Origin of the sequence: Cryobacterium sp. TMT1-3 (genome assembly GCF_004402315.1) — a bacterium.
Lineage (GTDB): Bacteria > Actinomycetota > Actinomycetes > Actinomycetales > Microbacteriaceae > Cryobacterium > Cryobacterium luteum.
In genome coordinates this window covers 51,622-78,257 of sequence record NZ_SOFW01000033.1, presented here as the reverse complement: position 1 = coordinate 78,257, position 26,636 = coordinate 51,622, and the positions used below count along the sequence as shown (strand labels likewise).

Genomic DNA, 26,636 nt, shown 5'->3' with positions numbered 1-26,636 from the left:
GACTAACCCTTCGCCCGCGCGATCAGTTCATCGCGTGGGTTTTCCTTGGGCAGTGCTTCCGCGAACGCTGCGAGTTTCTCTTCCGCGTCCTTCGACAAGTGCGAGGGCACCGCGACCTGCACGAAAGCGAGCAGGTCGCCCGTGCCTTTCGCGGTGGTTACTCCGCGACCCTTGACCCGCAGCACGCGGCCACCGGGAGTACCGGGGGCAACGCGCAACTTGACCGGGCTGCCTCCGAGGGTGGGCACCTCGATCGTCGCGCCGAGGCTGGCCTCGACGAAGGTGACCGGAACTGTCACGCGCAGGTTGAGGCCGTCGCGTTCGAACACCGGATGCTTGCGCACAGTGATCGTCAGCACAATATCGCCGGATTCTCCTCCGTCGGGGCTGGACTGACCCTTGCCGCGCAGGCGAATCTTCTGCCCGTCCGCGACTCCGGCCGGAATCTTCACCTTGATCGGTCGGCCGTCCTGGGTCTGCAGACTGATCTGGTCGCCCTGGGTGGCCGTGATGAAGTCGATGGTCGTCGACGCGATCACATCGCGGCCCCTGGTCGGCGCGCCCGATCCCCGGTAGCCGCCGGTGGGGTTACCGAAGCCGGCCCCACCACCGCCACCTCTGCCGAACATACCCCCGAGGATATCGTCGAAGCCACCCTGCTCGAAGGTGTAACTCTGCTGACGGCTTCCGCCGCCGAACATGCCTCCGAAAGCGTCCTCGAAGCCGCCGCTCTGAGCCCGGCCGCCGGGCGCAGCGAACCGCGCCCCGCTGCCCATGGCCCGGACGGCGTCATATTCCTTGCGCTGGGCGGCATCATTGAGCACCGAGTGCGCCTCGCTGAGTTCCTTGAACTTCGCCTCAGCGGCTGGGTTTCCCGGGTTGGAGTCCGGGTGGTACTTTCGGGCGAGTTTGCGGTACGCCTTCTTCAACTCGGCCGGCGTGACATCTTTCGATACCCCGAGAACCTTGTAGAAGTCTTTGTCGAACCAGTCCTGGCTAGCCATCGCTCGGTACCTGAACGACGACCTTGGCCGCGCGCAGCAGCGTGGAACCGAGGTAATACCCCGTCTCCGCGACATCGCCGACGGTTTCGGTGTCGACGGCCGCACTCGGCTGCTGGAAGATCGCCTCGTGCATGGTCGGGTCAAAGGGGTCGCCGACCGTGCCGAATGACGTCAGGCCCAGGCGCTCAACACTTGCCCGCAGTTTCGCCGCGATCGTGGCGAAGGCGGAGTCGGGCACGAGATCGCCGTGCTTCTCAGCACGGTAGATATCGTCGAGCACCGGAATAAGCACCTTGACGATATCCCCGGTCACGCGCTCTTTCTCGATGGCGCGGTTGGCTTCGGTACGCCGACGGTAGTTGGCGTACTCGGCCGTCACACGCTTGAGGTCGGCGAGGTGTTCGCTCGTCGGCTCCGCCACTTCACGCTCTGCCGCGTCCAGAATGTCCTGAACGGTCAGTTCGTCTTCTTCGATCCCGTCGGCCGAAGCCACGGCTTCTTCGTCACCAGCGAATGCGGCATCGGGCGCTGCTTCCGAGGGAACGCCCGCGCCGGTGCCGTCATCGGGCACCCCCGCAGCGTCCTTGCCTGGATGCTTCTTGTCAGCCATAGTTGCGGCCTACTTCTTCTTGTCGTCTTCGTCGTCGTCAACAACCTCGGCGTCGACAACGTCTTCGTCTTTGTTCTCTTCGGTGGAAGCCTCATTGGTTCCGGCCTCGTCGGCGCCCGCTGCGGCATCCGCTTGGCTGGACTTGTAGATGGCTTCGCCGAGCTTGCCCTGGCTTTCGTTGAGCTTGTCGAACGCGGTCTTCACCGCGTCGTCGTCGTCGCCAGCGAGAGCGGACTTGAGGGCATCGACATCGGCCTGCACCTCATTCTTCACGTCTTCGGGCAGCTTGTCGACGTTGTCCTTGATGAGCTTCTCGATCGAGTAGGCGAGCTGCTCGGCCGTGTTGCGGGTCTCGGCGACTTCGCGCAGGCGCTTGTCCTCGGCGGCGTGCTCTTCACCCTCGCGGACCATGCGCTCGATGTCTTCCTTCGCGAGCGAGGAACCGCCCGTGATGGTCATCGACTGCTCGGTTCCGGTGCCCTTGTCCTTGGCGGAGACGTGCACGATGCCGTTGGCGTCGATGTCGAAGGTGACCTCGACCTGCGGAATTCCGCGCGGCGCCGGCGCGATGCCGGTGAGCTCAAAGGTTCCGAGGTTCTTGTTGTCGCGGGTGAACTCGCGCTCGCCCTGGAAAACCTGGATCGCAACGGACGGCTGATTGTCATCGGCCGTGGTGAAGGTTTCGCTGCGCTTGGTCGGTATGGCCGTGTTGCGCTCGATCAGGCGCGTCATGATGCCGCCCTTGGTCTCGATGCCGAGGCTCAACGGGGTGACGTCGATGAGCAGAACGTCCTTGCGCTCGCCCTTCAGCACGCCGGCCTGCAGGGCGGCGCCGACGGCAACAACCTCGTCAGGGTTGACGCCCTTGTTCGGGTCCTTGCCGCCGGTCTCGCTCTTGACGAGTTCGTACACGGCGGGCATGCGGGTGGAACCGCCGACGAGTACGACGTGGGCGATGTCGCCGACCTTCACGCCGGCCTCACGGATGACGTCCTGGAAGGGCTTCTTGGTGCGGTCAAGCAGGTCTTCGGTCATCTTCTCGAACTGGGCGCGGGTGAGCGTCTCGTCGAGGTTGGCCGGACCGTTTTCAGTCAGCGACAGGTAGGGCAGCTGGATGCTCGTCGACATGCTGGAGGAGAGTTCCTTCTTGGCCTGCTCAGCAGCTTCCTTCAGGCGCTGCTTGGCGATCTTGTCCTTCGAGACGTCGACGCCGGTGGTCTCCTTGAAGCGCTTGATCAGGTGATCAACGATGCGCTGGTCCCAGTCGTCGCCGCCGAGGCGGTTGTCGCCGGCGGTCGAACGCACCTGGATTGTGGAAAAATCATCGTCCTTGCCCACCTCGAGCAGCGACACGTCGAAGGTTCCGCCTCCGAGGTCGAAGACCAGGATGAGCTCATCTTCCTTGCCCTTGTCGAGGCCGTAGGCGAGCGCGGCGGCGGTCGGCTCGTTGATGATGCGCAGCACGTTGAGGCCGGCGATCTCGCCGGCCTCCTTGGTGGCCTGACGCTCGGCGTCGTTGAAGTACGCCGGCACGGTCACGACGGCGTCGGTGACCTTCTCGCCCAGGTACTGCTCGGCGTCCCGCTTGAGCTTGGCGAGGATACGCGCCGAAATCTCCTGCGGGGTGTACTTCTTGTCGTCGATGCCGACGGTCCAGCCGGTGCCCATGTGGCGCTTCACGCTGGAAATGGTGCGGTCGACGTTGGTGACGTTCTGACGCTTGGCGGTTTCTCCGACGAGAACCTCGCCGTCCTTGGTGAACGCGACCACCGAGGGGGTGGTGCGCAAGCCTTCAGCGTTGGCGATGACGGTGGGTTCTCCACCTTCGAGCACGGCCACCACAGAGTTGGTGGTTCCGAGGTCAATACCTACTGCACGAGCCATGTGGGTTGTTCTCCTTCAATCATGTGCGAAACGAACTACAAAGTAATCTCAAGACTTGAGCCTCGATGACTCAAGTATTCCAGAACCGATTCGTCCGTGTCAATTTCTCGGGCTGAAAGTTGAGTGTGAGTGACTCAAGTTTCAACGCACCCACTGAGACACCAGCGGATGCCCGGGCCGACAGATTCCGATGTTTACCCCGGAGCACTAGATTGTGCACATGACCGAGACTGTCGCCGTAGACGCGGGTACCCCTCCGACGCGTGGCCGGGTGGTGGCCTGGGCGTTCTGGGACTGGGGCTCCGCCTCCTTCAACGCTGTCGTCACCACGTTCGTGTTCAGCGTGTACCTCACCGGTTCCGCGTTCGGCGACGAAGCCGCCGTCTCGGCCCAGCTGGGGTGGGCGCTGGCCATTGCCGGGCTCCTCGTAGCGGTTCTGGCCCCGATCACCGGGCAGCGCTCCGATACCTCGGGGAGGCGCAAATTCTGGCTCGGTGCCAACACGTTCGTGGTGGTCGGCCTCACCACCGCCATGTTCTTCATCGAAGCCAGCCCCAGCTATCTGGTGCTCGGGCTGGTTCTGCTCGCTGCGGGCAACGTCTTCTTCGAATTCGCCGGTGTCAACTACAACGCGATGCTCGGCCAGGTCTCGACTCCCCGCACCATCGGCAAGGTCAGCGGGTTCGGCTGGGGCATGGGCTACCTCGGCGGAATTGTGCTGCTGCTCATCGTCTACTTCGGCTTCATCGCCCCCGAAGTGGGATTGTTCGGTGTGACGAGCGAGAACGGCCTGGCCGTGCGCGTCACAATGCTCGTTGCCGCAGCCTGGTTCGGGCTCTTCGCGCTGCCCGTGCTTCTGCGGGTACCCGAGTATCGGGCGCCCGCAGCAGCACGCCGCGAGAAGGTCGGCTTTCTGCAGAGCTACGTCGTGCTCGCCCACGACGTCAAGCGTCTCTGGAGCACCAGCCGCCCGACCGTCTATTTTCTGTTCGCGAGTGCCATCTTTCGCGACGGCCTGGCCGGTGTCTTCACCTTCGGAGGTGTGCTCGCGGCATCCGTTTTCGGATTTTCGCCGAGCGAAGTGATCATATTCGCCATCGCCGCCAACGTCGTGGCCGGCATCGCCACCATGGCCGTGGGATCGCTCGACGACCGTCTCGGTGCCAAACCCGTGATCGTGACCGCACTCGTGGGCTTGCTGGTCAGCGGGATGCTCGTATTCCTGCTGCACGATGGCGGCCAGATCGTCTTCTGGACCGCCGGCCTGGCCCTCTGCCTGTTCGTCGGTCCGGCGCAATCCGCCAGCCGTACTTTTCTGGCGCGACTCATTCCGGTCGGGCGTGAGGGTGAAGTCTTCGGGCTCTACGCAACCACCGGTCGCGCTGTCAGCTTTCTCGCCCCCACGGCCTTCGCGATCTTCGTGTCGATCTTCGGCGCCGTCTACTGGGGCATTCTCGGCATCATGCTCGTACTGCTCCTCGGCCTGCTCCTGTTGATCCCCGTCACTGCACGTCAGCAGCAGATCCGCTAGAAGCGCCGCAGTGCCGGCTGGGCGCCAGCCAGCGGTTGCCTGAGCATCCCCTGAAATCAGATTTTCCTCTCGCTTAGGTGGCTCAGGCCAGTCAGACTGAAACGCATGACACTCACCCAGCTCCAGAAGGCCGAACTCCTGCTCTCGCTGCATGTGCCCGGCGAGCCCCTCATCGTGACCAACGTGTGGGATGCCATCACCGCCAAGGTCGTGGCCGATACCCCCGGCGTCAAGGCCCTCGCCACCGCGAGCCACTCCATCTCGAACGTGCGCGGCCTGCACGACGGCGAAGGGCTCTCCCTCGACGAGGCCATCATCGCCGCCACGATCATCGCCGGCGCCGTCGACCTTCCGGTCTCGGCCGACTTCGAGAAGGGCTACGCACCGGATGCCCTCGGCGTGACCCGCAACGTACGTCGCCTCATCGAGGAATCCGGAATCGTCGGCATCAACATCGAAGACTCCGTCGGCGCCGAGAAAACCCCGCAATTCGACATCGAGACGGCCGCCGCGCGCGTGGCTGCCGCCCGAGTCGGCGCCGACCAGAGTGGGATTCCGCTCGTCATCAACGCCCGCGTCGACACCCTCGCCGGCGGCGGCGCTTGGGACGAAGCCGTCGCCCGCGCCAACGCCTACCTCGGCGCCGGCGCCGACGTCATCTTCTTCCTCGGCCTCACAGACGAAAACAAAGTGGCCCGCGCCATCGAGCAGGTCAACGGCAAAATCTCGGTGATCGGTGCGCCCGGACTCGTTCCGCTGAAGCGGCTCGCCGAACTCGGCATCAGCCGAGTCAGCTTTGGACCGGGCACCCTCGCACTCACGCTCGCAGCCCTGCAGGCCGCAGCCGCGAACCTCACCGCCCTCGGCGACTACCCCACCGACCTCGGCTTCAAGTTCGCCCTGTAAGTCGCTCACACCGAGGCCATCAGCATCCGTTTCTCAGCGGATGCGGGTGGCCTCGTTGTGTTCAATGAGTTGCCAGGTTGTGCCCTCGTCGGCTGAGACCCAGCCCTCCCACTTGTAGCTGTCCGGAGTGATGGCCGTGAAGTTCCAGCGGATCGGGCGACCGTCGGTGCGCGTGCCCTCCTGCCGCACGCCGTGGCGGTACGGGGTCGCAATGAGTTGGCAGTATTCGCCGAGTACCGGCGCGAAGTAGCTGACCCGCCAGGCGCCGGCGAACGGGTCGTAGACGCGCAGGGTGGTGGCGACGGTTTCAAATCCCGACGGATGCGTCGTGCTCGCGACGACCTCGATGTCTTGCACCGCCCGACCGTCGAGGATGAATTCGACCATCCAGACGAAATCGCGTTCGATCCATTCGCCCGTGGTCTCATCGAGCCGAGTGCCTTTCGCGGCCCAGGAGCCGACCATCTGGCCGAAGCGGTGCATGCGCCCCGGGTAGGCCGGCGTGGGACCGTGCGCGATGAGCGCCTCGTCGAATCGGGTGGGCATGGAGGTCATACCCAGATTTTACCCGACGGAAGGTTACCTTCGATGTACTGCGTTTGCTCGGCTTGCCGGCATCCGCTATACCCGGTGAAGGTGCGCGGGTCAGCGCTCGATCGTGGTGCGGTGAAAGTTCTGGAATGAGCGCGACGCCGTCGGGCCGCGCTGGCCCTGATAGCGGGAGCCGTACTCGCTCGAGCCGTACGGTTTCTCGGCCGGCGAGCTGAGCTGAAAGAAGCACAGCTGGCCAATCTTCATGCCGGGCCACAGCTTGATCGGCAGGGTCGCGACATTGCTGAGCTCGAGCGTGACGTGGCCGGAGAACCCGGGGTCGATGAAGCCGGCGGTCGAGTGGGTGAGCAGGCCGAGGCGACCGAGCGAACTCTTGCCCTCGAGCCGCGCCGCCACATTGTCGGGCAGGGTGACCTGCTCGTAGGTGGCACCGAGCACGAACTCGCCCGGGTGCAGAATGAACGGCTCGTCGGGCTTGGTCTCGATGAGGTGGGTCAGTTCGGGCTGGTCCTCGGCCGGATCGATGTAGGCGTACTTGTGGTTGTCGAACAGCCGAAACAAGCGGTCGAGGCGCACGTCAATGCTCGACGGCTGGATCATGGCGGGGTCGAGCGGCTCCAAACCGATTCGTCCAGCGTCGAGTTCAGCCTTGATATCACGATCGGAGAGCAGCACGATGCCAGCCTAGCCGTGAGGGCTTGATATGCTGGCACGGTTCCGGTTGTTGTTCAGTCACAGCGGGCGCGCGGATGTAGTTCAATGGTAGAACTTCAGCTTCCCAAGCTGATAGCGCGGGTTCGATTCCCGTCATCCGCTCCACACTTTAAAAGCCTGATCAGGTGGCTATTCTCTGGAGTATCGCCTGACCGGTATCGACCGGTTCAACACCGGGTCGTGCCAACCGTGTGCCATTAGCTCCCATATTCGACGTGCCGAGGAGGCCATCGAGACGGTCTGCGAGGAGGGTCATCCGCTCCTCTGCGACGTGCTGGTAGATGAGCGCAGCCCGGCTCGTGCGGTGTCCACCGCGGGCCATGAGTTCGCGAGTCGTGGCGCCGGCGTGCGCGGCGAGTGTCAGGCCGGCGTGGCGCACGTCGTGGAGGTGGTAGCCGGGCAGGTTCGCGTCTCTCGTGGCTTTGGTCCACGCGCGTTGCACCTGAAAGCGCGAGAGCGGCTGCCCTCCAGCGCCCATGAACAGGGCCGAGCGGGGAAAGCCTGTCGAGGCGGCGAGGTGTGCGACGAGTACCTCGGCGACGCTGGGCGGCAGGGCTACGTCTCGGGCGGTGCCCGTCTTCGTGCCGGTGACCGCCTCGTGGTTGTCGACCACGAGCACCTGCCGCTCGATACGCAGCATCCCGTGGGCAGGGTCGAAGTCCCCGCGCTGGAGGCCGATCAGTTCGCCTAGTCGCAGGTGCGCGCCGAGCATGACCCGCAGGGGCACGTCGAACCGGTCAGGCATCGCCGCGACGATCAGGGCCAGTTGGTCCGGTGAGAGGTACGGGCGCTCGACACTGGCAACAGACCCGGCGCCGACGATTCGGCAGGGGTTCGCGGCTATGAGGTTGTCAGCGGCCGCGGTGCCGAGAATCGCCCGTAGCAGCGAGTATGACTGCCTGAGGCGTGTCTCCCCCGTCGCGCCCTTCTGGCGGGCTCCTGAGGCCAATCGAACGCGTGTATCGGTGTACCAGGTGCGAACGGTCTTGCCTGTGATGGCGCTGAGCGGCATTGCGTCGAACCGCACGAGCTGACGGGCCAGGATGTCGCGGTACAGCTCGCCGGTGCGCGGCGCGAGCTTGCCCCGTGTGCCCCCGGCCTCGATCCAGGCGCGGGCGTAGGGTTCGAACGCCTGAGCGCCGTCGCGGTGGTCGATGTAGCTGCCTCGATTACGGTCAGCGCGAACCTCTGCGATGTGATCGAGTGCCTGAGCTTTGGTGTCGAACGTCTGAGATGCCGTCATGGGTTGCCCGGCCTCGTCGGGATAGCGCGCCTGCCATCTCCCGCTGGGCAGCTTGCGAGCCGAGCCGAACGCCGCCCGGTTCACCTTGCGTGTGCGCTTGATCTCAGTCATTTTCGGTCTCCCCGGTCGGTATAAATCCCAGTTCTCTGCACTGCTTTGCCCACCGGTTCGCCTTGGCTCTCGATATGTGCATCTCGCGGTAGGTGTGACTCATCGCCCGGACGCCCGCATACTCTCGGTGCCGGAGATAGACCGCCGCGAACTCTCGCAGTCGAGCCGGAGACGGGCCGGGTCGGCCAGGGCCTTTCTGCTCGCGGGCCGCCGCCTCGATTCGTTCGGTCATTCCCTCGAAACGGGCCAGACCGGTAAGGGGATGCACAGGCCCGATCCCTCGCGGTGGCGGCGAGTCCTTTTCACGCCACTGCATCGTTTTCAGGATCTGAACCGGCTGAATCTCACGTAGCGTCTTCGCGGTGATCGCAGGCAGGGCCACACCAATGAACGGGATTGGCTCGCCGCCCATCAGGATGCCGGTGATCACGAGCTGCCCATCGGGGGACTTGCCCACACGGACATAGAACCGGCCCGCGGCGCCCTGGGTGTCGTCCACGGTGTGCCAGTCTCCGGCGGTAAACGCGTCGGGATTGATGGCCGCGTGCTCGTTGATGTCCCAGCGCGAGGTATTCGTCATGGCCTTAGGTTACGGCTTTTGTAACCAATTATGCAACAGTTGCGCACGCAGTTGCCGGATTCACTCGTTTTCGGGCGCCTGCCTAGACACAGCAACGCTATGTCTGTGTCATAAGTGCGCGCTGAAGTTGGCACGAATGGACGTAGCGCGCGAGTGTTTCCGTTTCATAATCTGACTTCCATGAGCAATTTATCCCTTGAAGTCGCAGCCCATGCGAGTCTTCCTGTCCCGGCCCTCGCAAGAGCCATCCGCACCCGCGCCGGCGTCTCCCAGGCCCGGCTGGCTCGCGAGCTGGGCGTGTCAAGAATGACCATCAACCGCTGGGAGGCCGGGACCCGTCGCCCTCGTGGGTTGCATCTCATCGCCTACGTCGCCGTTCTCAGCGACCTCCAGCGCGCCACAGGCGGCAAGCGATGACCAGCCCAGCGCTCACCCTCGACAGCATCCGCGGCCGGGCTGTCCTGACCGTCGAGGAGGCCGGCAACCTTCTAGGGCTCGCGAGGGCCTCGGCCTATGCGAGCGCGGCCCGTGGCGAGCTGCCTACGCGTCGGTTCGGCCGCCGCCTCCTCGTTCCCGTGCCCGCTCTGCTCGCCCTCCTGGGTGCTACCGAACCGCTCGAATAATGGGTGCGAACCTCGTCAAGCGGGCTATTGCGTTCGGTGCCGTCAACCACCTCACCGGCAATGAGTTCCGCGTTCTGGTCCAGATGTCCGTGACCGCGCTCGACACTGATCGACCGCCTCGGTACTGGAGCAGTCGCGAGGAGACGGCGCGTGCTATCGGGCGGATGCTCCCAGACGAGCCGGAGTTGGGCCACCCGGACTTTGCGAGGATCTGCCGGGAGCGCGAGGCCGGGTTCGCCGCCATCAAGGAAGCCATCAAGGGCCTGCGCCGTAAGGGCGCCCTGCGGAGTGCCCAGGTCGGCCGGCGCGGCCATAGGGCGGCCTACGAGCTGACCATGAACGGGGATCTGGCATCCGGAAACCCGCCCCCTATTCAGGAGGGAAAACCTACCCCTACAAGGGAGAGTTTTCCGCCCCCTAACGGTAGGGAAAACGTACCTCTAACGGTAGGAAATCCCTCCCCCCTAGGAACAGTGAGGATCCAGAAAGACGAGAAACAGGAATCAACTCACTTATCAGCACCACCTCACTTGACCACTACGCACGAAACGGACCCTGAATTGAATATTGAACCTAGGTGTGACGAGCATGTGGGCAGCCCATGGGCGGCGCGGTGCGCAGCCTGTGAAGCGGCAGCAGAGCCGCCCGAGCTCGTGGCCTGCGATAAGCACATTCACCTCCTGCCCTGTCCCAAGTGCACACCCCAGGCGGTCGCGGCGTGAGCGGCTACGGCGGCTATGACGACGACGACGACGACGACGAGGGCAAGCGCTCAACTCTCGTGCTGAAGCGGTACGCCCAAGACGTGGACAAGGCGACGACAGCGGCAGCCCTAGGCAAGGCGACCGAGCGACTACACCGAGGCCTCGCCAAGGCGCACGAGACAGGCACTCCCCCCAAGACTCCCGCGGCGCACAGCCCGCGGCCCAAACGGCCATCAGGCCTAGAACCGAACGGACCCCAATCATGACTAGCACGACATCCACACACGCAGCGGCGTACCGCTCTAGCCGCCTGGCCCTCGCGGCGGCGCTCCAGTTCGCTGACAACGATCTGACCATCGAGGCCCAGGCGCGGCGACGTGCCGACATGGTGACCGCGGCACGCGCACAGTTGACGGCAGCCACCCCCGCGGCGCCGGCCAGCCGTGACCGCCAAGCCGAGGTGCTCGCGAGCCGTGCACCACGGACAGCCGACGACATCGCCATTCAGAACCGGGAGCGTGAGAAGGTGCTGGCGCTCGTGGGCGCCGGCCGGTCGCTGGTGGGAATCATCGACGCCGCGGACGAGTCGCGCCTAGCGGCCATCGTTGACAGCATCGAGATCCTGCCCGAGGTTCTCGCATCCGGTGATTCGGTCGGGATCGCCGCGGAGCTCCGAGGCCGGGCCTTTGACCGGCTCGTGGGCCTGGGTGCCGCGGACGCCGCGGACGCCGCAGCCGACGACGCCCAGGATGCTCGACAGGCGGCATGGTCCCAGGCGCTCACCGAGGCTCAGACTGGAGAAGTCAGCATGGGTGTCCGGCAAGCCATTCACGCCGTTGACCGCGAGGGGTACGCCGCCTCGTTCTCCGACGACGTGCCGGTAGACCAGGCAGCGCTCCGACGCATCGAAGACCCGGCGCCCACGATGGCATAGCTCCAGGCTCCCTGCACGCAGGTCACTGAGCGCCCAAGCATCGGCAACCGCCCGTGCTTGGGCGTTCTTCGTGCCCCTCTCGAAGCCCTCTGAGCGCCGCCCTCGCGTGCGCGCGCGTGCGTTTTCGCAAACGACCGGTGCATTCATACCTCCGAAACGACGCCAAAAGCCGGAGTTATGCGCCCTGGTTTTGAGAATCGCCGCACCGCGAGTTTTCGCCGATGTATAACGATTTCAGATGGGGCGGGAGCTGATACGTGAGACGTTTTGTGACTCTACGAATTCGAGTCGAAAATTCGAGCGATCTCTTCCCTACCGCGTCTCAGAAGTCCATGTTCACATGAAGGTCAGCGCGGTACTCGTTGTATTCGAGGTAGCTTGCGAATCGCTCGGGACTTTCCATGGCCTCGACGAGTTCTGCCCGGAAGTCAGGATCGAATCGGACATCTAGGCCAGCGTCGATCCACTCCATGGCGAAACACATACGTTCGTCATTGAGCCACGCGTCGAACTCGTCGAACAGTTCGAATACATGGTTGATATCTTCATCTATCGCAGGCATGAAGAAGGTGCCTACGCGTTCAGTAGCGGAGCTCAGGCCTACGGGGATGGCTCCCACCCCTTCGTAGTGGAGATAGACCGTAGAGCCGTGTCCCTTCTCGAACCCCCCGTGAGAATACGTATTGCGCCAGCGCTCGACGACCTCAACCAGCCTGTCGTAGTAGCGCTTGTCGTTCTTTCGGGTCAGATCAAACACCTGCCCATACTTATCTCCCCACCGCACACCTATGAACTTTTCGAGTGAGTGCTTTGAAGGGTCGAAGCCTTCGAAAGGCAACGTGAGAACCATGTGGTGCTCGAGAAGGCTTATGTAGGCGTTGACTGAAGCAACCAAGTCACGAAACGAGTTGAGTTGCATCTGTCCCTTGCCTGATTCGATGGTCATGCCGAGTTCAATTCCTTCGGGGGTAACCAGGTGGATCACCTCGTCTTCGATGACAAATGGGTTGGATGCACGCCCACGAAAATACTCGTAGGTCCTACGCAGGCTCATGTGTTGATTGACAACTGTAGCTTTGCCGTTCCGGAAGAGCTCGGCCGCGGCGGGAGTCAGCACCAAACCTTCAACAGACCGCATGCTGGATCTGAGCTTCTTGACAATCTTGTTTGCTACTTCAGTAGCCTGCTCTTCGTCGTTGTCGACGATCTCGACGTACATCCGTAGGCCAAACTTCTCTAGCGCAAGCTCGCATTGGAGGCCCTGGTACAGGAAATTAACCCACCACGCGACCTTCTCCTTAGGCCCGGATGAACGCAGGCCGATTAGTTCCAGCGCATACCGCACCAATGCGGGAAGGGCGATCTCGTCGCGCGAAATGGCCCGCCGGTATCGCCTGTATCGCCTGGACTGGTCGTTACGGTCCGTTCTAGGGTCAAAAAACTCGCGCAACGATGTCGCACGCAGCCGTCCAGCAGCTTCCTCTGACCCGATTAGCCGCGCTGATGTCATGCAGGCAGTCTATGGTTGCCCGGAGCCGCCTTCGTCGTACACGCAGCAGGTATGGCGCCCGATAGCCGGTCGAACATTGCCGATGGTCTCGTAACCTACGTGCGACCAGGTCAATGCGCCACATAAAAATCACAGAACGCCGCCACATGGCGCCGAAAGCCACAGCCATGCGCCGACGTGCCATGCGCGTGCCATATACGTGCCATTAGCACCCGATATGGGCTGAAATTAGATGGCACGGGACAACATCAACAAGCGTGTGTCTCTTAGTAAAAGCGCGGAATGATGGCCTCCCGACGAGCGTAAAAATCAGCTTCCCAAGCTGATAGCGCGGGTTCGATTCCCGTCATCCGCTCCCTGCCGGCCCGGTCGCAGGTGTCAGTTCTCACGGTAATCAAGACTTTAATCATTCATACCGAGACTGCTTTTCGAATCCGCAATGGCTTCGGCGTACGTCCAGGGCCGCCTGTGGCCGGAAGGTGATCCCTGTGTCACGGGGAAGGCCTGGGCCAAAGCTTCGAAAGTACGCGCGGCGATGCACGCTTGTCGTCGGCAACCACCGAACCGCCTGTCGCATTCGCTTCGGTAGATGGCAGCGTTTGCATCCTCAGTTGATCGACAAGCTCCCGGTCAAGTCAGATCGGCGGCCACAACGACGTTTCCCCATGCGCCCTGACAAAGCTATGCCGCGCTCGTATAGAGCGCACGGAAAACCGCATTCTGCAGCCACTTCGTGAGGTTTGCACTGTCCGCGTACTCCTCGAACAACTGAGTTTCGTCCCTAACGAGATCGAACATGACCTTGCCGAGGGCGTCGACCATCGCGACTTCTGCCCCGGGCAGATCACAATTCGAGAAGCCGGAGCACGTGACCGTCATCGACGCCCGGCAGTTTGCGGCGCTGCTCCTGAATCTTCCCGATGTCCTCGAGCTGCCCGATCTCGAAGAACTGGTGGCCAACATCGACGACCCGGCAACGTGGGAAGCGCGGCCGACGAGCGCCCACGACGACGTCATGGCCCGGTTCAGGGCTCTCGACGCGAGCGAAGGGACCGGGGAGAACAACGGATGTCGTCTCCCCGGCCCCTATTGCGGCCTGCGAAGTAGTTACTTCGCCGGCTCGGCGACGGTGTTGCTCTGCAGGGTGACCGCGGTCTGCGCCAGCAGGCGGCCGTTGATCGATGCGCCGGTGTTCATCGCGATCATGGTCTTGCTCAGGATGGTGCCCTCGAAGTGGGCGGTGGTGCCGAGAGTCACGGCGCCGGCTGTCTGCCAGAACACGTTCTTGGCCTGAACGCCGCCCACGAGGGTTACGTTCTTGGCCGGCGCCTGGTCGATGTTGCCGGAGATCTGGAAGACGAAGACGTCGTTCGGACCACCAGATAGTTTGACGTCGCTGGAGAGTGAAACGTCGGTGCTCCACGTGTAGAGGCCTGGTACGAGGGTGCGTCCGCCGATCTCGCCGCCACCGAGGTTGACGAAGTCGGGGTTCACGCGCCCGGCCGCATCCGTGTATGCGATGCCCATGTCGCCGATGGCGCTCGTGAGCAGCGTGGCATCCGTGACCTTGCACGGCGGGCCTGCGGCGTCAACCGAAAAGATCGTGCCGGTCACCTCCGGGCAGGTCAGCAAGATGGCGGCACCGCTGATCGGGCTCGCCCCGACGTTGCCGGTGACGGCGGATGAGGGGACATCCGTCACCCCGGTCTTGGACAGGATTGCGAAGGTGCCGGCAACGCCGAGGGCGACGGGCGCCTGGGGGAGCGGGCCCGCGGCGGCTGCTCCGCCGAAGCCGGCGCTGCCGACTCCGACCACTGCGACGGCCAGCAGGGCAGCCAGAAGTCGTTTGCGCGGGTTGGATCGATGCTGGAATTGGGTCATGGTGTCTTCCCTCTCAATGGACGCGCAGGATGTAGATCTGGGCAGGGCCGCGGTGGGCGCGGTCTCCGATGTTGCACATGGGGTATCTAAGCGTTGGCCAACTGCTCCCCTGGCCTAATCCACCCAAAAAAGAGAGCCCCCGGTCCCACGCTCAACAGGCGTCCACCACGCACACATGTGCACGCCCCACGGGACCGGTTCCAACGAATCGAATCTGTCTACCCCAACAGTAGGGGGTACCTCATTCGCCCAGCATCCAGCAAGGAGTCGTATTCTCCCAACGTTCATGTGGGCCAGACACGCCTCGTAGGTTGAGCCTGTCGATGCCCCTCCCGCCGCCGAAGGTCGAGCCCGGCTATACCTGCCGCATGGGCACCACGCTCGGCCTCACGCCCGCGCTCTGGCGCGACAGCTCCAACTGATCGAGGCTTTCAACGAGTCCATGCGCGAGCCGCTCGCCAAAACGGCTGGCGACATTGTCCCGGCGAGCGAAGCGGCCGAGTTCGCCGAGCTGCCTGTATTCTTCGAAGTCGTTTGCATAACAGCCCCTGAGTTTTCGGGCTTGTGCAGTCGAATGTGAACCCATGACATGGCGATGGAGTGCCGGGCTCAAGCACTCCCGGTTCCGTCTCGGAGCAGTGTGGAGCGGCGGATTCGGGCGCTAAATCCGGTGGAGGTGGGCCGGCGCCGGGGAAGTCCGGATGCGGCGCGGTCGTTGCAGTCAGCCGGCGCCGTGCCGGGCAGACGCCCACCGGCCGGGGAATTGAAGTAAGTTCGTCGCTGGCCGGCGCGAGCTGTGCAGGCGAGTGTGAACATTTGTGCTTGTGCCGACGTCGGCATAATTGTGCACACGACTTCGAAAAATGACAGGCGCCTCTTAGTCAGCGCCCACGTCGTGCCGATGGTGCACGATGTCGTGCAGAAAGTACGCGCCGAAAGTCGCCACGGTGAACGACGGCCCGTCGCTGCGGCGGGCGGTGCGCTGGCGGGCATCCGCTGGTACGGCGGCGAAACTCTCGGCCACGCTTGAAGCGGCTGCCACGAGCTCGCGTCCCACGGTCTGCGGATCCTGTAAGTCGTACCGCTCCGCGATCGCCGTGGCGTCCTGGTCCCAGTTCGCCAGCAACGGGTCGTCGTCGTCGAGGATGAGGCGCAGGCGCTCGTCGAACAGGCGACAGACATCACGCACGTGAGCCGCGTATTCGAGGGCTGACCAGGTGTGATCGTTCGGACGCACCGCAGCATCCGTTTGCGTCAGCACGCCCGGCCAGGTTGCGGCGTTCGCGCGGATCAGGCGCGGCAGGCTCTCGAAGTCCACCTCGTTCGCCCGAAATCCACAGGCGGGGCAGGGGCGTTCGAGCACCCAGGTCCAGTCAGACGTGTCAGGAATAATTGGCATGGCTTCATGGTAACAACCGCGATTTGGCGCGCAGTCGGCCGATGGCGCGGCCGTCGTAGACGAACGCGCCACCCGGGCGCCGAAGCGACTACCGGGCGGCGCGTCGAAGCCAGGTCGGGCTTAGCGTTTGCTGATCTTCCAGATGCCGTCAGCGAGCGCCTTGTCGGGGTGCTGCACGCTCAGGAAGAGCTCCTTCGGGTTCTTTCCAAAGTAGATGCCGGTCGTCTCGGCGCCCTGATCCGTCAGCGAAGCGAAGAGCTCAACATTGATGGAGTTGCCGACCGTATTGGCGCGCGTGCTGGCCCGGTAGACATCGCTGAAGCTGTTGTCTTCGACGATCCACAGGGCGCCATCGGGGCCCTCCGCCAGGTTGTCGGGGTTGTTGAATCCCGTGATTCCGGCGGCCTGGTTCTCGACCGGCACGTTGACCCCAGCCTGCACGAAGGTGCTGAGCATGCTCTTCTTCAAATCGATGGCGATGACGCGGTCTTCCGAGGTGTTGGCCACGTAGAGCGTGTGGTCGATGATCTCGACGTCTTCGGGGCGACCGAATTCGGTCGCGACGACCGCGTTCGACGCGACGTCGGCATCCATTTCGACCTGGTTCTGATCGAGGGCCACCCAACTGAAGGCCCCGACCTTGTTCGCGAAGGTGCCCGCGTTCCAGAGCTGGTCGGCATTGGCCAGCCCGGTCAGCTTGAGCGCGTAGAGCTGGCCCGCCGCGAGGTTGCCCTTCTGGGTGGGTACGAACTTGTAGATCGAGCCACCGTTGAGCTCGTCGATGACGTAGACGTTGCCGTCTTTGTCTACGTCGATGCCTTCGTGGCGCAACACGCCGAGCGCGATTCGCTCTTCGATCTTGACGACCTTGGTGAGGTCCTTCTTATCGAAGAACAGCTCGTAGACCTTGCCGCCCGCCGTCTCTTCGGTGATCAGCAGGCTGCCCCACGGCGTCCAGCGGATGCCATCCAGCCGATTCCAGTCGGCCCGTTGGGCGATGACCGAGGTTGTCCCGGTCTTCAAATCGGTGACAGCCACAGCGCCGTTCGCGCCAACCTCGTAGGTGTTGTATAGGTAGCGTCCGGCTTCGCGGCCGGTCTCATTCTGAGTATTCATGTCGTGCAGGTCATCGACGCCGGGGTAAACGTCGAGCACGGTCTCGTCTTTCACCAGGGTCTGCGTGAAACCGGCCGGAACCAGGTACGGCACGGTCCAGTCGCTGCTGGCCTGGCCGTAGGCGGATGCGGCGAGGGGCTCGAAGGCGAACGGGCCCTGAGCGTGGTCGCCGGGACCCGCCGTAGGGCCGGCCGGATCTGCGTGGGCGGCACTGCCGAGGCTGAGCAGCAGGGAGACGAATACAGCGCCAGTTGCAATCTTCTTGATCATGTTAATCTTTCTGAGTCGACGGCTGAGAACTCCTCCAGAGTATTTGTCGTGGGTGAACAGTCAGCAACGCTCATCCCACGTTTTGGTGACCATCCCGGCGTGTCCATTTCGGCGCCGAAGCCAGCTAGCGTTGTCACCAAGCACAAGGAGAGTGATGACGGTACTCATTGCCGGATGCGGCGACCTCGGCACCGAGGTGGGGCTGCGATTCGCGCGCCTGGGGCACCCTGTGGTCGGGCTGCGCCGCAACGCGAGTGTGCTCCCGCCAGAGATCTGCGGCCAAGCCGTTGACCTCAGCGTGACGAAGCCCGTCATCCCGCTCGACACCGAGTTCGTCGTCATCGCCATCTCCGCCGGCAGCCCCACCATCGACGCCTATCGCGCCGCATACCTCGACGGCCTGCGCAACCTGCTCGACGCCCTCGCCTCTCACGACGAGACCAGCGCCGCCGTCACACCCCGCCGCGTGCTGCTGGTGTCGTCCACGGCTGTCTATGACGTCAACGACGGCAGCCGGGTTGACGAGCAAACCCCTGCGAATCCCAGGCCGGGCACCGATTCCATCGTGCTTGAAGCCGAGCGGATGCTGCACCAGCGTCTCCCCGCCGCCACCGTGCTGCGCCTGGCCGGCGTCTACGGACCCGGCCGGGAACGCCTGATCCAGCAGGTGCGAGACGGCGCCCAGCTCTCCACCCAGTCACGCCACACCAACCGCATACACCGGGACGACGCAGCCGCCGCGATTGTTCACCTGCTGCTGCGCCCGGGACAGCCCGCACCGCTCTATCTGGGTGTCGACAATGCCCCGGTGCCGGCCAACGAGGTCCTGACCTTTCTCGCCGCCGAGCTCGGCCTGCCTGAGCCAACCCTCAAGCCTGAGGCGACGCCGCAGCCGACGCCGAGCAAGCCAGCATCGCGCGAAAGCCAGCGCGGCGGTGACAAACTCCTCAGCAACCAGCTCCTGCTGCGGACCGGATTCACCTTCAGCTACCCGAGCTATCGCGAGGGCTACCGGGCTCTACTGGCCGGAGTCGGAACCCGCCACCCCTAATCGTTCGATGAGGAGGACGGCCCGGCCAGGCTCGGTTCGGCGTTATTGGATCGATTGAATCGTTCCAGCGGACCGGCCGCAATCGCGGCGGCGGCCAGCATCCGCTATTCGAGATTTCAATCGAACTCCCCTCTGCGTGCCATTGACGATGAGCACGCAGACGGATAGGTTCACGCGAGCGGCAGTACGCCGTCATCCATCGCTGACGTCCTGACAGCACGAACAACGGAAAGGCAGTCTCATGAGTTTCCTCGGATTCCTCTTGCTCGGTCTCATCGCCGGCGCCATTGCAAAAGCAATCTTGCCCGGTCGCCAAGGCGGGGGATGGTTTATCACCCTGCTTCTGGGAGTCGTCGGCGCACTACTCGGCGGCTGGCTCGGCGGGCTCCTGTTCAACGTGAACCTGCAGGAGTTCTTCTCGGTGACCACCTGGATTCTCGCCATCGTCGGGGCGCTCATCGTGCTCCTCATCTACGGCGCGATCACGAACCGCCGCAAGGCCTGACCCACCAGCAGACAGCAGCGCGGCACCCAGACGGGTGCCGCGCTGATTTGTGTCCATTTTGGCAGACCTGTCGCCACCCGCTCGGGGAACATCAGGGCCACAATTAGTACCAATCCGAAGCAGATGGAGCTCCGAATACAAAGCAACCACGGGTTAGCCGTGAATCACCTAGGAGGCACCTGAAATGCGCACATCACCCAATCGCCTGATCGCCACCGTCTTCGGCGCGGTCTACGTTCTCGTCGGACTACTCGGCTTCGCCGTCACCGGCAGCGTCGGATTCATCGCCACAGAAGGCGGATTACTCCTCGGCATTTTCGAGGTTAACCCGCTGCACAACGTCGCGCACCTCTTGATCGGCGCAGCCCTGCTGATCGCCGGACTCTCCAACGCCATGGCTGCCAAAGCCACGAACACGACGATCGGTGCCGTGTATCTGCTGCTTGGCATCGTCGGTTTCTTCATCGCGAGCACCTCATTGAATATCCTGGCGCTCAACACCGCTGACCACTTTCTGCACCTCGCCAGCGCGATCGTGCTCCTCGGGGTCGGTCTGACCGCTGACAAGACAATTCGCAGCCACGCGACGGTCTAAGCAAACCCCCACTCCATCCCTTCGCAGCAGGTTTATCCCAGGAGCATCATGTCCCCGGTTCTTCGCATCTGGCTCGGCTTCGCCGCACTCGGCGCCGCCCTGATCCACCTGGCCGTTGGCGTGACCGCTCCGCTTCCCCTGTCGGTTCTCCTGGTCGGGTTCGGCATCGCTGAACTCGGCTGGGGAATCGCCACCCTCGCCGCGGGCCGCGTCATCGCGCCCCGCGTCGTCGTGGGCGCAGCCCTCATCCCGGTCTTTATCTGGGGATCGACCGCCGCCCTTGGCAGCGGTCTCGGCGTCACGAGCGCGCAGACCGGCCTGCCGTTGTATCCGATGGCCGTGTCGTCTCTGTTCAACATTTTTCTGGCCGCCACGGTGGCCATTGCACTGCGTCGCGCATCGCATGGGATCCCTACACCCGTCGGTGCCGCTGGGGCCGGTGAACTGCGTGCAGCAACACCCGGTGGCTGGCGTTTTCTCACCGGCCTCGTCGTTGGAGGCTTTCTGCTCTCGGCACTCACCACCCCGGCCCTCGCCGCCACCGAGGTCGGTTCCCACGCGGTACCCCACGGTTCGCACGGAGTGACGCAGGTCACCGAGCCTGACCCAGGCTCCCACGGGGCACACTAGAGTCCCTCGCGAAACACTCGGCCCCGGTCGATCTGCCTCACCCCGAAGGGTCGCGCCCCGACTCATCGAGCCCCGCCAGGTCGGCCACCGGTGGTACGACCTCGATATTCATGAACCGTTTGACGTTTTCATCAACGATGATGTCGCTCGGTCGCAGCGGCCGGGTCAGGTACAGCCCGTCCAGGCTGGTCAGCCGGCTCAGCGCCACATAGGTTTGGCCGGGGCTGAACACCCGAGCTCCGAGGTCGACAACGGCCCGCTCATAGGTGGCACCCTGAGACTTGTGAATGGTGACCGCCCAGGCCAGGCGCAACGGAAACTGGGTGAATTCCGCCACGACATCCCGGCTCAGCTTCTTGGTCGCAGCGTTGTAGGTGTACTTGTACTTCTCCCAGACGGTCGGCTCCACCTCGTGCACGTCACCGTCGATATCGACGAACACGGTGGAGGTGACCTTGGTCACCGTGCCGATGCTGCCGTTCACCCAGCGCGGCCCACCGTCGAGTGGTGAATCGTTGCGCAGGAACATCACCTGCGCGCCAACCTTGAGCTCGAGCACCTCGTCGGCCGGAAACTGTTTGCCGCCGAAATCCCCGGTGATGTCCGCCTTGGCGGTGAGCGATTTGCCCGACAGCTTCTTCAAAGCGGATGCGTTGATACGGTTGACAGCATCATTGCGCGTCGCGAGGGTGATCACGCCCTCACTGGGCGGTGTGCGCGCACCGGCGCCGTTGAGCGCACCGCCGATCTCGGGGGTGACCTGCCCGTGGCGTACGGCGTTGAGCATGAGCTTGAAGTCGTTGTCGCGCTGGCGGTGAATCTCAGTCAGCTCGAAGATGCGCAGTTCGGCGTCACGCCAGACCTTCGCATCGAAGAACCACATCGACCGGTAATGGTCGGCGAAATAGGCACGCTCGTCGGGGCCGCCTGGTACCGGAGCCAGCTGGTACGGGTCGCCGAACAGCACGATCTGCACGCCGCCGAACACGTCAAAGGGTCGCTGTCTGGCCTGCCGCAGGCTGCGGTCGATGGCGTCCATCAGGTCGGCGTTGACCATGGAGACCTCGTCGATGACGAGGGTGTCAATGGTGTTCAAAAGCTTGCGCACCTGGTCGTTCTGGTCGATCGGGCTGTCGGCGATCACACCGATCGGCAGTCGAAAGAGCGAGTGAATGGTCTGCCCACCCACGTTCAGTGCGGCCACGCCGGTGGGAGCGGCGATCACAATCTGCTTGCTGGTATTCCAGGACAGGTGGTTCAGCAGGGTGGACTTCCCCGTTCCGGCCCGGCCGGTGACGAAGACGTTCTGTTTCGTACCCTCAATGGCCGCGAAGATCAGCGCCTGTTCACGGCTGAGCGGAATCTCGGACACGGCACACTTTCTCTGGCAGGCGAATACGGCACGCTGGTTGCGACACAGGTGAAATCGACACTGGTGTTATCGACACTGGTGTTATCGACACTGGTGTTATCGACACTGGTGTTATCGACATTGGTGTTATCGACATTGGGGACATCCCACTGTAACCGCCCCGAACCCGCGCGGGGGCTGGACCGGGCGCGGGCCCCCAAGCGGCACGCCCGGTACAATATGGACGTGACCATTCCGGCCGAGCAGCAGCGGGCGAGAGGGCGCCGCGGCAGTATGCTCCGGGCCGTTCTCGCCATCGTTGTGGTCGCTGCGCTGCTGGCAGCCGGCCTCGTGGCCACGATCGGAGCCCTTAATCGCACGGTGTACAGTGCCGGCGGCTTCGTGGAGCAGTACCTCGACGCCCTGGCCCGCGGCGATACCGTCGGTGCCCTCGCCCTCGGCGGCGTTATGCCCGACACAGCCGACCTCACGGCGTGGGGGCTGACCGACGAGGCGGCGGGCGACCTCCCGCAGACGCTGCTGCGGGCATCCGTTCTCGGCGGCCTCGACAATATTGAGCTCGCGAGCGCGACCGCCACCGCGGCCACCGACGACGAAACCGCCCAGACCGTCGTGTTCGACTTCGATTTGAACGGCACCGCGTCGAGCATGGTGTTCACCGTTGAGCGGGCCGGCACCTTCGCAGGCGTGTTCCATGCCTGGCGGTTCACCGTCAGCCCCCTCGCTGTGCTGCAGGTATCGGTGCTGCACGAGCGATCCTTCACGGTCAACGACCTCACTCTTGACACGCGCGCCCACAGCGCAGCGGATGCCCCCGCCACCTTCTCCACGTCTGCCGCCTATCTCGCCTTCGCCCCGAACCGCTACGAATTCAAGCATGAGTCGGCGATGCTCACCGCGAAGAAGGCCACGGTGCGCGTCACAGCGGCCGGCCCGACCGCTGTCGAGGTCGACGCGGTACCCAACGAGGCCATGGTGTCCCAGGTGCAGTCGGAACTGAACAAGTTCCTCGACGCATGCGCCACCCAGACGGTGCTGCAACCGACCAGCTGCCCGATGAGCTTTCCCATCGATGACCGCATTGACGGCGCACCGGCGTGGTCCATCACGGCGTATCCTCCCGTCACCCTGACCGCCGGCGAGTTGTCCTTCGAAATGGTGTCCACCGACGGGCTGGCCCATATTGTGGTCGAGGTGCAGTCCCTGTTCGACGGCGATATCAACATCCGCGACGAAGACGTGCCGTTCACGATGGGCCTCAGCGTTGTCGTGCAGCCCAGCGGCGCCCTCGCCATCCAACTGCACTAGCCGAGCCCGCCCGCCGCGCGACCCGCCTGTGAGGGGTTACAAATCGACCTAAAACAGCCTCCGGAAGGTCGATTTACGCCCCCTCACCGGGGATGGAGGTCGCAGCTAGCCGGGGGTCTGCGCGTCGCGCTGGGCGATTCGGGCCAGATTGGCGTTGTACGCGATCAACTCGGCGTCCTCGTTACGGTCGGCCTTGCGATCGAGTCGCCTGGTGACCTTGGTATCGTCGCGGCTCCATTGGATCGCCACTACGACGGCCAGCACGAAGGTCGGCAATTCTCCGATTCCCCAGGCTACGCCGCCGCCCATCTGTTGGTCGGCGATGGCCGAGAGGCCCCAGGTACGGCCCATCGCCCCGTACCAGTCAGCCAGGAGCAGCCCGGTGCCGCTCATCAGGGCGAGACCGAAGAACGCGTGGAACGCCATGGTCACGAGCAGCAACAACAGGCGGAAGGCGTACGGCAACCGGAACGGCACCGGGTCGATACCGATCAGGGACTGGACGAACAGGTAGCCGGTGATCAAGAAGTGCACGATCATCCACTGGTGGCCAATGTGGTCGGTCGTCGCCCAGCTGAAGATCGACGTGTAGTAGAACACCCAGAGCGAGACGCCGAACAGGATGGCAGCGACGATCGGATTGGCCACGATGCCAGCGAAACGCGAGTGCACCGCGGTGAGGATCCATTCGCGCGCACCGCGGCTGCCGTCCTGCCGCTTGGCGATGGCGCGCGCGGCGAGCGTCACCGGGGCGCCGGGCACGAGCATCAGCGGTACGAGCATGGTCAGCATCATGTGCATGAGCATGTGGGTGGAGAAAAGGTACTTCTCGTACACGTTCACACCGCCGTTGGTGATGTAGAACAGGGTGAGCATGCCGAGAATCCAGAGCACGCTGCGGTATATCGGCCAGGCATCACCGCGATGCCGCAGCCGCCAGACGCCGGCGAGGTAGAAGAAGATGCCGAAGGCACAGAACAGGATCCAGGCGAGGTCGAAGTTCCACTCGGTGAAGTAGCGCGAAAAGGTCAGTTCGGGCGGCAGCAGCTCACCGGTGAGGATCTGCGCCGGGGTGCTCTGCGGAATCTCGGTCGCGACCACCTGGGCCACGGGTGTCGCCGTGCGGGCGAGCGCCGCAGCCACGCCGGAGGCAAGCCCCATGAAGCCGAGCTCGGTCACGACGAGCCACCAGAACCAGCGGCCGCGCGCGGGCTCGGCCCGCTGCATCCGCTTGATGAAGAACTGGCGCTGCAGTGCCCCGAAGGCGCCGAGGGCCACGAGCGCGATGACCTTGACCAGAACCAGAATGCCGTAGGGGCTGAACAGGTTCTCCCAGGTACCGATACGCAGCTCAGCGCTGACATAGCCGGACGCCGCCACGACGACGAAGGAGACCAGCGCGAGCGCGGAATACCGACCGATCACCTGGCGGATGCGTTCGCCGTCCAGCTGGGTGCGCAGCACGATGATGGTCAGCAGGCCGCCCAGCCAGATCGCCGCGAAGACGAGGTGCAGACCCAGGGCGGTGATCGCGGCGTTGTGCCCGGCAGCGCCCGCCGAGTGGCCCTGCTGGGCCATGGGCAGCAACGAGGTGAGGGCCAGCACGGTCACGAAGACCAGCGCAGTCTGGTTGCGCACGGCGAAACACAAGACGGTGACGCCGGCTGCGATCAGGGTCGTGGCGAGCCAGGCCTGCCCGAGTTCGATCTGGCTGAAGAACTGGCCGACCGTCGCGCTGAACTGGTCGCTGACGCCGAAGGGCACGTTGGTGACCTGCAGAAAGGTCAGAAACCCCGTCACAGCGGATGCGACGGCGAACACTGCCGCCGACGCCGCAGCGAAGTCCAGGGCGGTACCGAACTCGCGTTCCTTCGGGCTGAGCGCGAAGAGAGTGAGCACGAGGGCACCGATCGTGCCGGCCGCCGCGAGGTTGACCACGAGCTTGGCGATGGGGAGTCCCCAGCGCACCACCGGCCCGGGGTCGGCGAGCAGCTGGGCCGAGGCACCCCCGCCATAGGACAGGGCGACAAGGGTGGACAACACAGCGACCAGCAGCAGGGCTGCCGGTCCGAGAACGCGGACGAGACGGGGCACCAGCCCAGCTTATTCGCCCAGCCCTGGGCATCCGTCGCCAGCTGGCGACCGCACCCGCCAAATGGATGCCTTCGGGCGCGAAAAAAGGGCGCCGACCGTAGCCGACGCCCCTCTGTTACAGCAAAAGCTACTTGGCGGCAGCCTTGAGCTTGCTTCCGGCGGTCAGCTTGACGCGGTGGCCGGCGGCGATGGCGATCTCTTCGCCGGTCTGCGGGTTGCGGCCGGTGCGAGCGGCGGTTGCGGTGCGCTCGACGCCCAACCATCCCGGGATGGTGACCTTGCCGTCAGCGGCAACGGTCTCGGCCAGGGTTGCAAAGAATGCGTTCAGAACGCCGTCAACGGCGGCCTGGCTCTGTCCGGAGTCAGCGGCAACCTTGGCAACGAGCTCGGTCTTGTTCAGCGACTTGTCAGCCATTGAGTGTCCTCCTCGGACCTTCGTCTGTAAAAACAGCGATATTCGTAGTACGGATGCTCCTCGAGAGAGAAACCCCGCTGGTCGGTTCGACCGAGTTGAAATCTAGCATTGATCCACCAAAATCCCCGGATTTACGGCGTTTTTAGGCCATTTCAAGGCAATTTCCCCCTCAGTGGCACCCGATTTTCGCTCTCCGCGAAACATCAGAGGGGCTACGGTGAACACCGCCCGAACACAAAACGGGATGCCGACCGAAGTCGACATCCCGTTTCTATGGTGCAGGGGCCGGTAAAACCGGCTTCCAGCAGGAGTTACCAGCTGGACTTGGTGATGCCGGGCAGCTCGCCGCGGTGCGCCATGTCGCGAAAACGAACGCGCGAGATGCCGAACTTGGAGAGGTGGCCACGGGGACGACCGTCAACGGCGTCACGGTTGCGCAGGCGCACCGGGCTCGCGTTGCGCGGCAGCTTCTGCAGGCCCTTACGAGCTGCTTCACGCGACTCGTCGGTGCCGGCCGGGTCAACCAGTGCCTTCTTGAGCTCAAGGCGCTTGACGGCGTAGCGCTCGACGATGACCTTGCGCTGGTTGTTCTTGGCAATCATGCTCTTCTTCGCCATGTTTAGCGCTCCTCACGGAAGTCAACGTGCTTACGGATGACCGGGTCGTACTTCTTGAGCACGAGACGGTCGGGGTCGTTACGGCGGTTCTTCTTGGTCACGTAGGTGTAACCGGTTCCAGCCGTGGAACGAAGCTTGATGATCGGACGTACGTCATGAGCCTTAGCCATTAGATCTTCACCCCACGAGCGAGAACGTCCTTGACGACGCTCTCGATACCACGAGCATCAATAACCTTGATGCCCTTTGCGGACAAGGTCAGTGTGACCTTGCGACGAAGCGACGGCACGTAGTACGTCTTCTTCTGAACGTTCGGGTCGAAACGACGCTTGGTGCGTCGGTGCGAGTGCGAAATGTTGTGTCCGAAGCCGGGAACAGCTCCGGTCACCTGGCATACAGATGCCATGGTTACCTCCATTACCGAAGGGCGAGTGCCCTTCCCAAGATCCCTTGTCGACGGGCACAACCCCACAGCAG

29 protein-coding genes and 2 tRNA genes are annotated in these 26,636 nt (G+C 63.9%); 13 read left to right on the top strand and 18 right to left on the bottom strand.

What is annotated here, in order from left to right; all coding sequences use genetic code 11:
• Positions 1-2 precede the first annotated feature (2 nt).
• From E3O25_RS10840 to dnaK, 3 genes are read right to left on the bottom strand one after another with little or no spacing between them, the layout of a single operon-like run.
• Positions 3-1,004: a DnaJ C-terminal domain-containing protein gene (locus E3O25_RS10840; RefSeq protein WP_134361134.1), complete on the bottom strand. Its 1,002-nt coding sequence runs from the start codon at positions 1,002-1,004 to the stop codon at positions 3-5.
• Positions 997-1,614, bottom strand: coding sequence for a nucleotide exchange factor GrpE (locus E3O25_RS10835; protein ID WP_134361133.1), 618 nt, complete (start codon positions 1,612-1,614; stop codon positions 997-999). Before E3O25_RS10835 ends, E3O25_RS10840 begins: the two co-directional genes overlap by 8 nt.
• Positions 1,615-1,623: 9 nt before the next feature.
• Positions 1,624-3,498, bottom strand: a complete 1,875-nt coding sequence (gene dnaK / locus E3O25_RS10830) for a molecular chaperone DnaK (RefSeq protein ID WP_092110508.1) — start codon at positions 3,496-3,498, stop codon at positions 1,624-1,626.
• Positions 3,499-3,718: 220 nt separating this feature from the next.
• Between dnaK and E3O25_RS10825 the strand changes: the two genes are divergently transcribed.
• Both E3O25_RS10825 and E3O25_RS10820 read left to right on the top strand, forming a co-directional pair.
• Positions 3,719-5,029 carry an MFS transporter gene (locus tag E3O25_RS10825; RefSeq protein WP_134361132.1) on the top strand — a complete coding sequence of 437 codons (1,311 nt, stop codon included), beginning with the start codon at positions 3,719-3,721 and terminating at the stop codon, positions 5,027-5,029.
• Between the two features lie 105 nt (positions 5,030-5,134).
• The gene (locus E3O25_RS10820) at positions 5,135-5,935 is read left to right on the top strand and encodes an isocitrate lyase/phosphoenolpyruvate mutase family protein (protein WP_134361131.1); all 801 of its coding nucleotides are present in this window, start codon (positions 5,135-5,137) and stop codon (positions 5,933-5,935) included.
• Between the two features lie 33 nt (positions 5,936-5,968).
• On the opposite strand, the gene E3O25_RS10815 is transcribed toward E3O25_RS10820, so the two are convergent.
• Both E3O25_RS10815 and dcd read right to left on the bottom strand, forming a co-directional pair.
• Positions 5,969-6,490, bottom strand: a complete 522-nt coding sequence (locus E3O25_RS10815) for a hypothetical protein (RefSeq protein ID WP_134361130.1) — start codon at positions 6,488-6,490, stop codon at positions 5,969-5,971.
• Positions 6,491-6,580: 90 nt separating this feature from the next.
• Positions 6,581-7,162 (bottom strand): dCTP deaminase, encoded by a 582-nt coding sequence (gene dcd, locus E3O25_RS10810; protein ID WP_092110514.1) that lies wholly within the window; start codon positions 7,160-7,162, stop codon positions 6,581-6,583.
• 70 nt (positions 7,163-7,232) lie between these two features.
• Between dcd and E3O25_RS10805 the strand changes: the two genes are divergently transcribed.
• Positions 7,233-7,306: transfer RNA gene (locus E3O25_RS10805), tRNA-Gly, on the top strand.
• A 16-nt stretch (positions 7,307-7,322) separates the two neighbouring features.
• Here E3O25_RS10805 and E3O25_RS10800 read toward each other — a convergent pair.
• Both E3O25_RS10800 and E3O25_RS10795 read right to left on the bottom strand, forming a co-directional pair.
• Positions 7,323-8,555 carry a tyrosine-type recombinase/integrase gene (locus E3O25_RS10800; RefSeq protein WP_134361129.1) on the bottom strand — a complete coding sequence of 411 codons (1,233 nt, stop codon included), beginning with the start codon at positions 8,553-8,555 and terminating at the stop codon, positions 7,323-7,325.
• Positions 8,548-9,135, bottom strand: a complete 588-nt coding sequence (locus tag E3O25_RS10795; protein ID WP_134361128.1) for a hypothetical protein — start codon at positions 9,133-9,135, stop codon at positions 8,548-8,550. Before E3O25_RS10795 ends, E3O25_RS10800 begins: the two co-directional genes overlap by 8 nt.
• Positions 9,136-9,315: 180 nt before the next feature.
• Here E3O25_RS10795 and E3O25_RS10790 point away from each other — a divergent pair, with 180 nt between their 5' ends.
• From E3O25_RS10790 to E3O25_RS10775, 4 genes are all read left to right on the top strand, one after another.
• Positions 9,316-9,552 (top strand): helix-turn-helix transcriptional regulator, encoded by a 237-nt coding sequence (locus E3O25_RS10790; protein WP_134361127.1) that lies wholly within the window; start codon positions 9,316-9,318, stop codon positions 9,550-9,552.
• Positions 9,549-9,758, top strand: a complete 210-nt coding sequence (locus tag E3O25_RS10785) for a helix-turn-helix domain-containing protein (RefSeq protein ID WP_134361126.1) — start codon at positions 9,549-9,551, stop codon at positions 9,756-9,758. Before E3O25_RS10790 ends, E3O25_RS10785 begins: the two co-directional genes overlap by 4 nt.
• A gap of 694 nt (positions 9,759-10,452) precedes the next feature.
• Positions 10,453-10,728, top strand: coding sequence for a hypothetical protein (locus E3O25_RS10780; RefSeq protein ID WP_134361125.1), 276 nt, complete (start codon positions 10,453-10,455; stop codon positions 10,726-10,728).
• Positions 10,725-11,396 (top strand): hypothetical protein, encoded by a 672-nt coding sequence (locus E3O25_RS10775; RefSeq protein ID WP_134361124.1) that lies wholly within the window; start codon positions 10,725-10,727, stop codon positions 11,394-11,396. The genes E3O25_RS10780 and E3O25_RS10775 overlap by 4 nt, the downstream gene beginning before the upstream one ends.
• Positions 11,397-11,718: 322 nt before the next feature.
• Here the strand turns inward: E3O25_RS10775 and E3O25_RS10770 are convergent, their stop codons facing one another.
• Positions 11,719-12,906, bottom strand: coding sequence for a hypothetical protein (locus E3O25_RS10770; RefSeq protein WP_134361123.1), 1,188 nt, complete (start codon positions 12,904-12,906; stop codon positions 11,719-11,721).
• Positions 12,907-13,183: 277 nt separating this feature from the next.
• Between E3O25_RS10770 and E3O25_RS16980 the strand changes: the two genes are divergently transcribed.
• Positions 13,184-13,261 (top strand) — tRNA-OTHER (locus E3O25_RS16980).
• A gap of 326 nt (positions 13,262-13,587) precedes the next feature.
• Here E3O25_RS16980 and E3O25_RS16975 read toward each other — a convergent pair.
• From E3O25_RS16975 to E3O25_RS10755, 4 genes are all read right to left on the bottom strand, one after another.
• Positions 13,588-13,728 (bottom strand): hypothetical protein, encoded by a 141-nt coding sequence (locus tag E3O25_RS16975; protein ID WP_166806014.1) that lies wholly within the window; start codon positions 13,726-13,728, stop codon positions 13,588-13,590.
• Between the two features lie 285 nt (positions 13,729-14,013).
• On the bottom strand, positions 14,014-14,787 hold the full coding sequence (locus E3O25_RS10765; RefSeq protein WP_134361122.1) for an ice-binding family protein: 774 nt from the start codon (positions 14,785-14,787) through the stop codon (positions 14,014-14,016).
• A gap of 877 nt (positions 14,788-15,664) precedes the next feature.
• Complete coding sequence (locus E3O25_RS10760; RefSeq protein ID WP_092110520.1) at positions 15,665-16,186, bottom strand: DinB family protein; 522 nt, start codon at positions 16,184-16,186, stop codon at positions 15,665-15,667.
• Between the two features lie 120 nt (positions 16,187-16,306).
• On the bottom strand, positions 16,307-17,572 hold the full coding sequence (locus tag E3O25_RS10755; protein WP_092110522.1) for an alkaline phosphatase PhoX: 1,266 nt from the start codon (positions 17,570-17,572) through the stop codon (positions 16,307-16,309).
• A gap of 154 nt (positions 17,573-17,726) precedes the next feature.
• Here E3O25_RS10755 and E3O25_RS10750 point away from each other — a divergent pair, with 154 nt between their 5' ends.
• The 4 genes from E3O25_RS10750 (at position 17,727) to E3O25_RS10735 (ending at position 20,353) form a co-directional block, all read left to right on the top strand.
• Positions 17,727-18,623 (top strand): SDR family NAD(P)-dependent oxidoreductase, encoded by an 897-nt coding sequence (locus tag E3O25_RS10750; protein ID WP_134361121.1) that lies wholly within the window; start codon positions 17,727-17,729, stop codon positions 18,621-18,623.
• A gap of 241 nt (positions 18,624-18,864) precedes the next feature.
• Positions 18,865-19,128, top strand: coding sequence for a GlsB/YeaQ/YmgE family stress response membrane protein (locus E3O25_RS10745; RefSeq protein ID WP_092110526.1), 264 nt, complete (start codon positions 18,865-18,867; stop codon positions 19,126-19,128).
• Between the two features lie 184 nt (positions 19,129-19,312).
• Positions 19,313-19,723, top strand: coding sequence for a DUF4383 domain-containing protein (locus E3O25_RS10740; protein WP_092110528.1), 411 nt, complete (start codon positions 19,313-19,315; stop codon positions 19,721-19,723).
• Positions 19,724-19,771: 48 nt separating this feature from the next.
• Complete coding sequence (locus E3O25_RS10735; RefSeq protein WP_092110530.1) at positions 19,772-20,353, top strand: hypothetical protein; 582 nt, start codon at positions 19,772-19,774, stop codon at positions 20,351-20,353.
• Between the two features lie 37 nt (positions 20,354-20,390).
• Here E3O25_RS10735 and E3O25_RS10730 read toward each other — a convergent pair whose 3' ends face one another.
• Positions 20,391-21,725 (bottom strand): ATP-dependent RecD-like DNA helicase, encoded by a 1,335-nt coding sequence (locus tag E3O25_RS10730; protein ID WP_092110532.1) that lies wholly within the window; start codon positions 21,723-21,725, stop codon positions 20,391-20,393.
• Positions 21,726-21,950: 225 nt separating this feature from the next.
• On the opposite strand from E3O25_RS10730, the gene E3O25_RS10725 reads away from it, so the two are divergent.
• Positions 21,951-23,033 (top strand): hypothetical protein, encoded by a 1,083-nt coding sequence (locus E3O25_RS10725; protein WP_134361120.1) that lies wholly within the window; start codon positions 21,951-21,953, stop codon positions 23,031-23,033.
• Positions 23,034-23,138: 105 nt separating this feature from the next.
• Here E3O25_RS10725 and E3O25_RS10720 read toward each other — a convergent pair whose 3' ends face one another.
• From E3O25_RS10720 to rpmB, 5 genes are all read right to left on the bottom strand, one after another.
• Entirely contained in the window at positions 23,139-25,127 is a 1,989-nt protein-coding gene (locus E3O25_RS10720; RefSeq protein ID WP_092110536.1) for a cytochrome c oxidase assembly protein, read from the bottom strand.
• 127 nt (positions 25,128-25,254) lie between these two features.
• Positions 25,255-25,542 (bottom strand): HU family DNA-binding protein, encoded by a 288-nt coding sequence (locus tag E3O25_RS10715; protein WP_035835256.1) that lies wholly within the window; start codon positions 25,540-25,542, stop codon positions 25,255-25,257.
• Positions 25,543-25,853: 311 nt separating this feature from the next.
• Complete coding sequence (gene rpsN, locus E3O25_RS10710) at positions 25,854-26,159, bottom strand: 30S ribosomal protein S14 (RefSeq protein WP_092110538.1); 306 nt, start codon at positions 26,157-26,159, stop codon at positions 25,854-25,856.
• A 2-nt stretch (positions 26,160-26,161) separates the two neighbouring features.
• Positions 26,162-26,329, bottom strand: coding sequence for a 50S ribosomal protein L33 (gene rpmG / locus E3O25_RS10705; RefSeq protein ID WP_035880539.1), 168 nt, complete (start codon positions 26,327-26,329; stop codon positions 26,162-26,164).
• A complete protein-coding gene (rpmB, locus tag E3O25_RS10700) occupies positions 26,329-26,565 on the bottom strand; it encodes a 50S ribosomal protein L28 (RefSeq protein ID WP_035835252.1) in 237 nt (78 codons plus the stop codon). The genes rpmG and rpmB overlap by 1 nt, the downstream gene beginning before the upstream one ends.
• Positions 26,566-26,636: the final 71 nt, after the last annotated feature.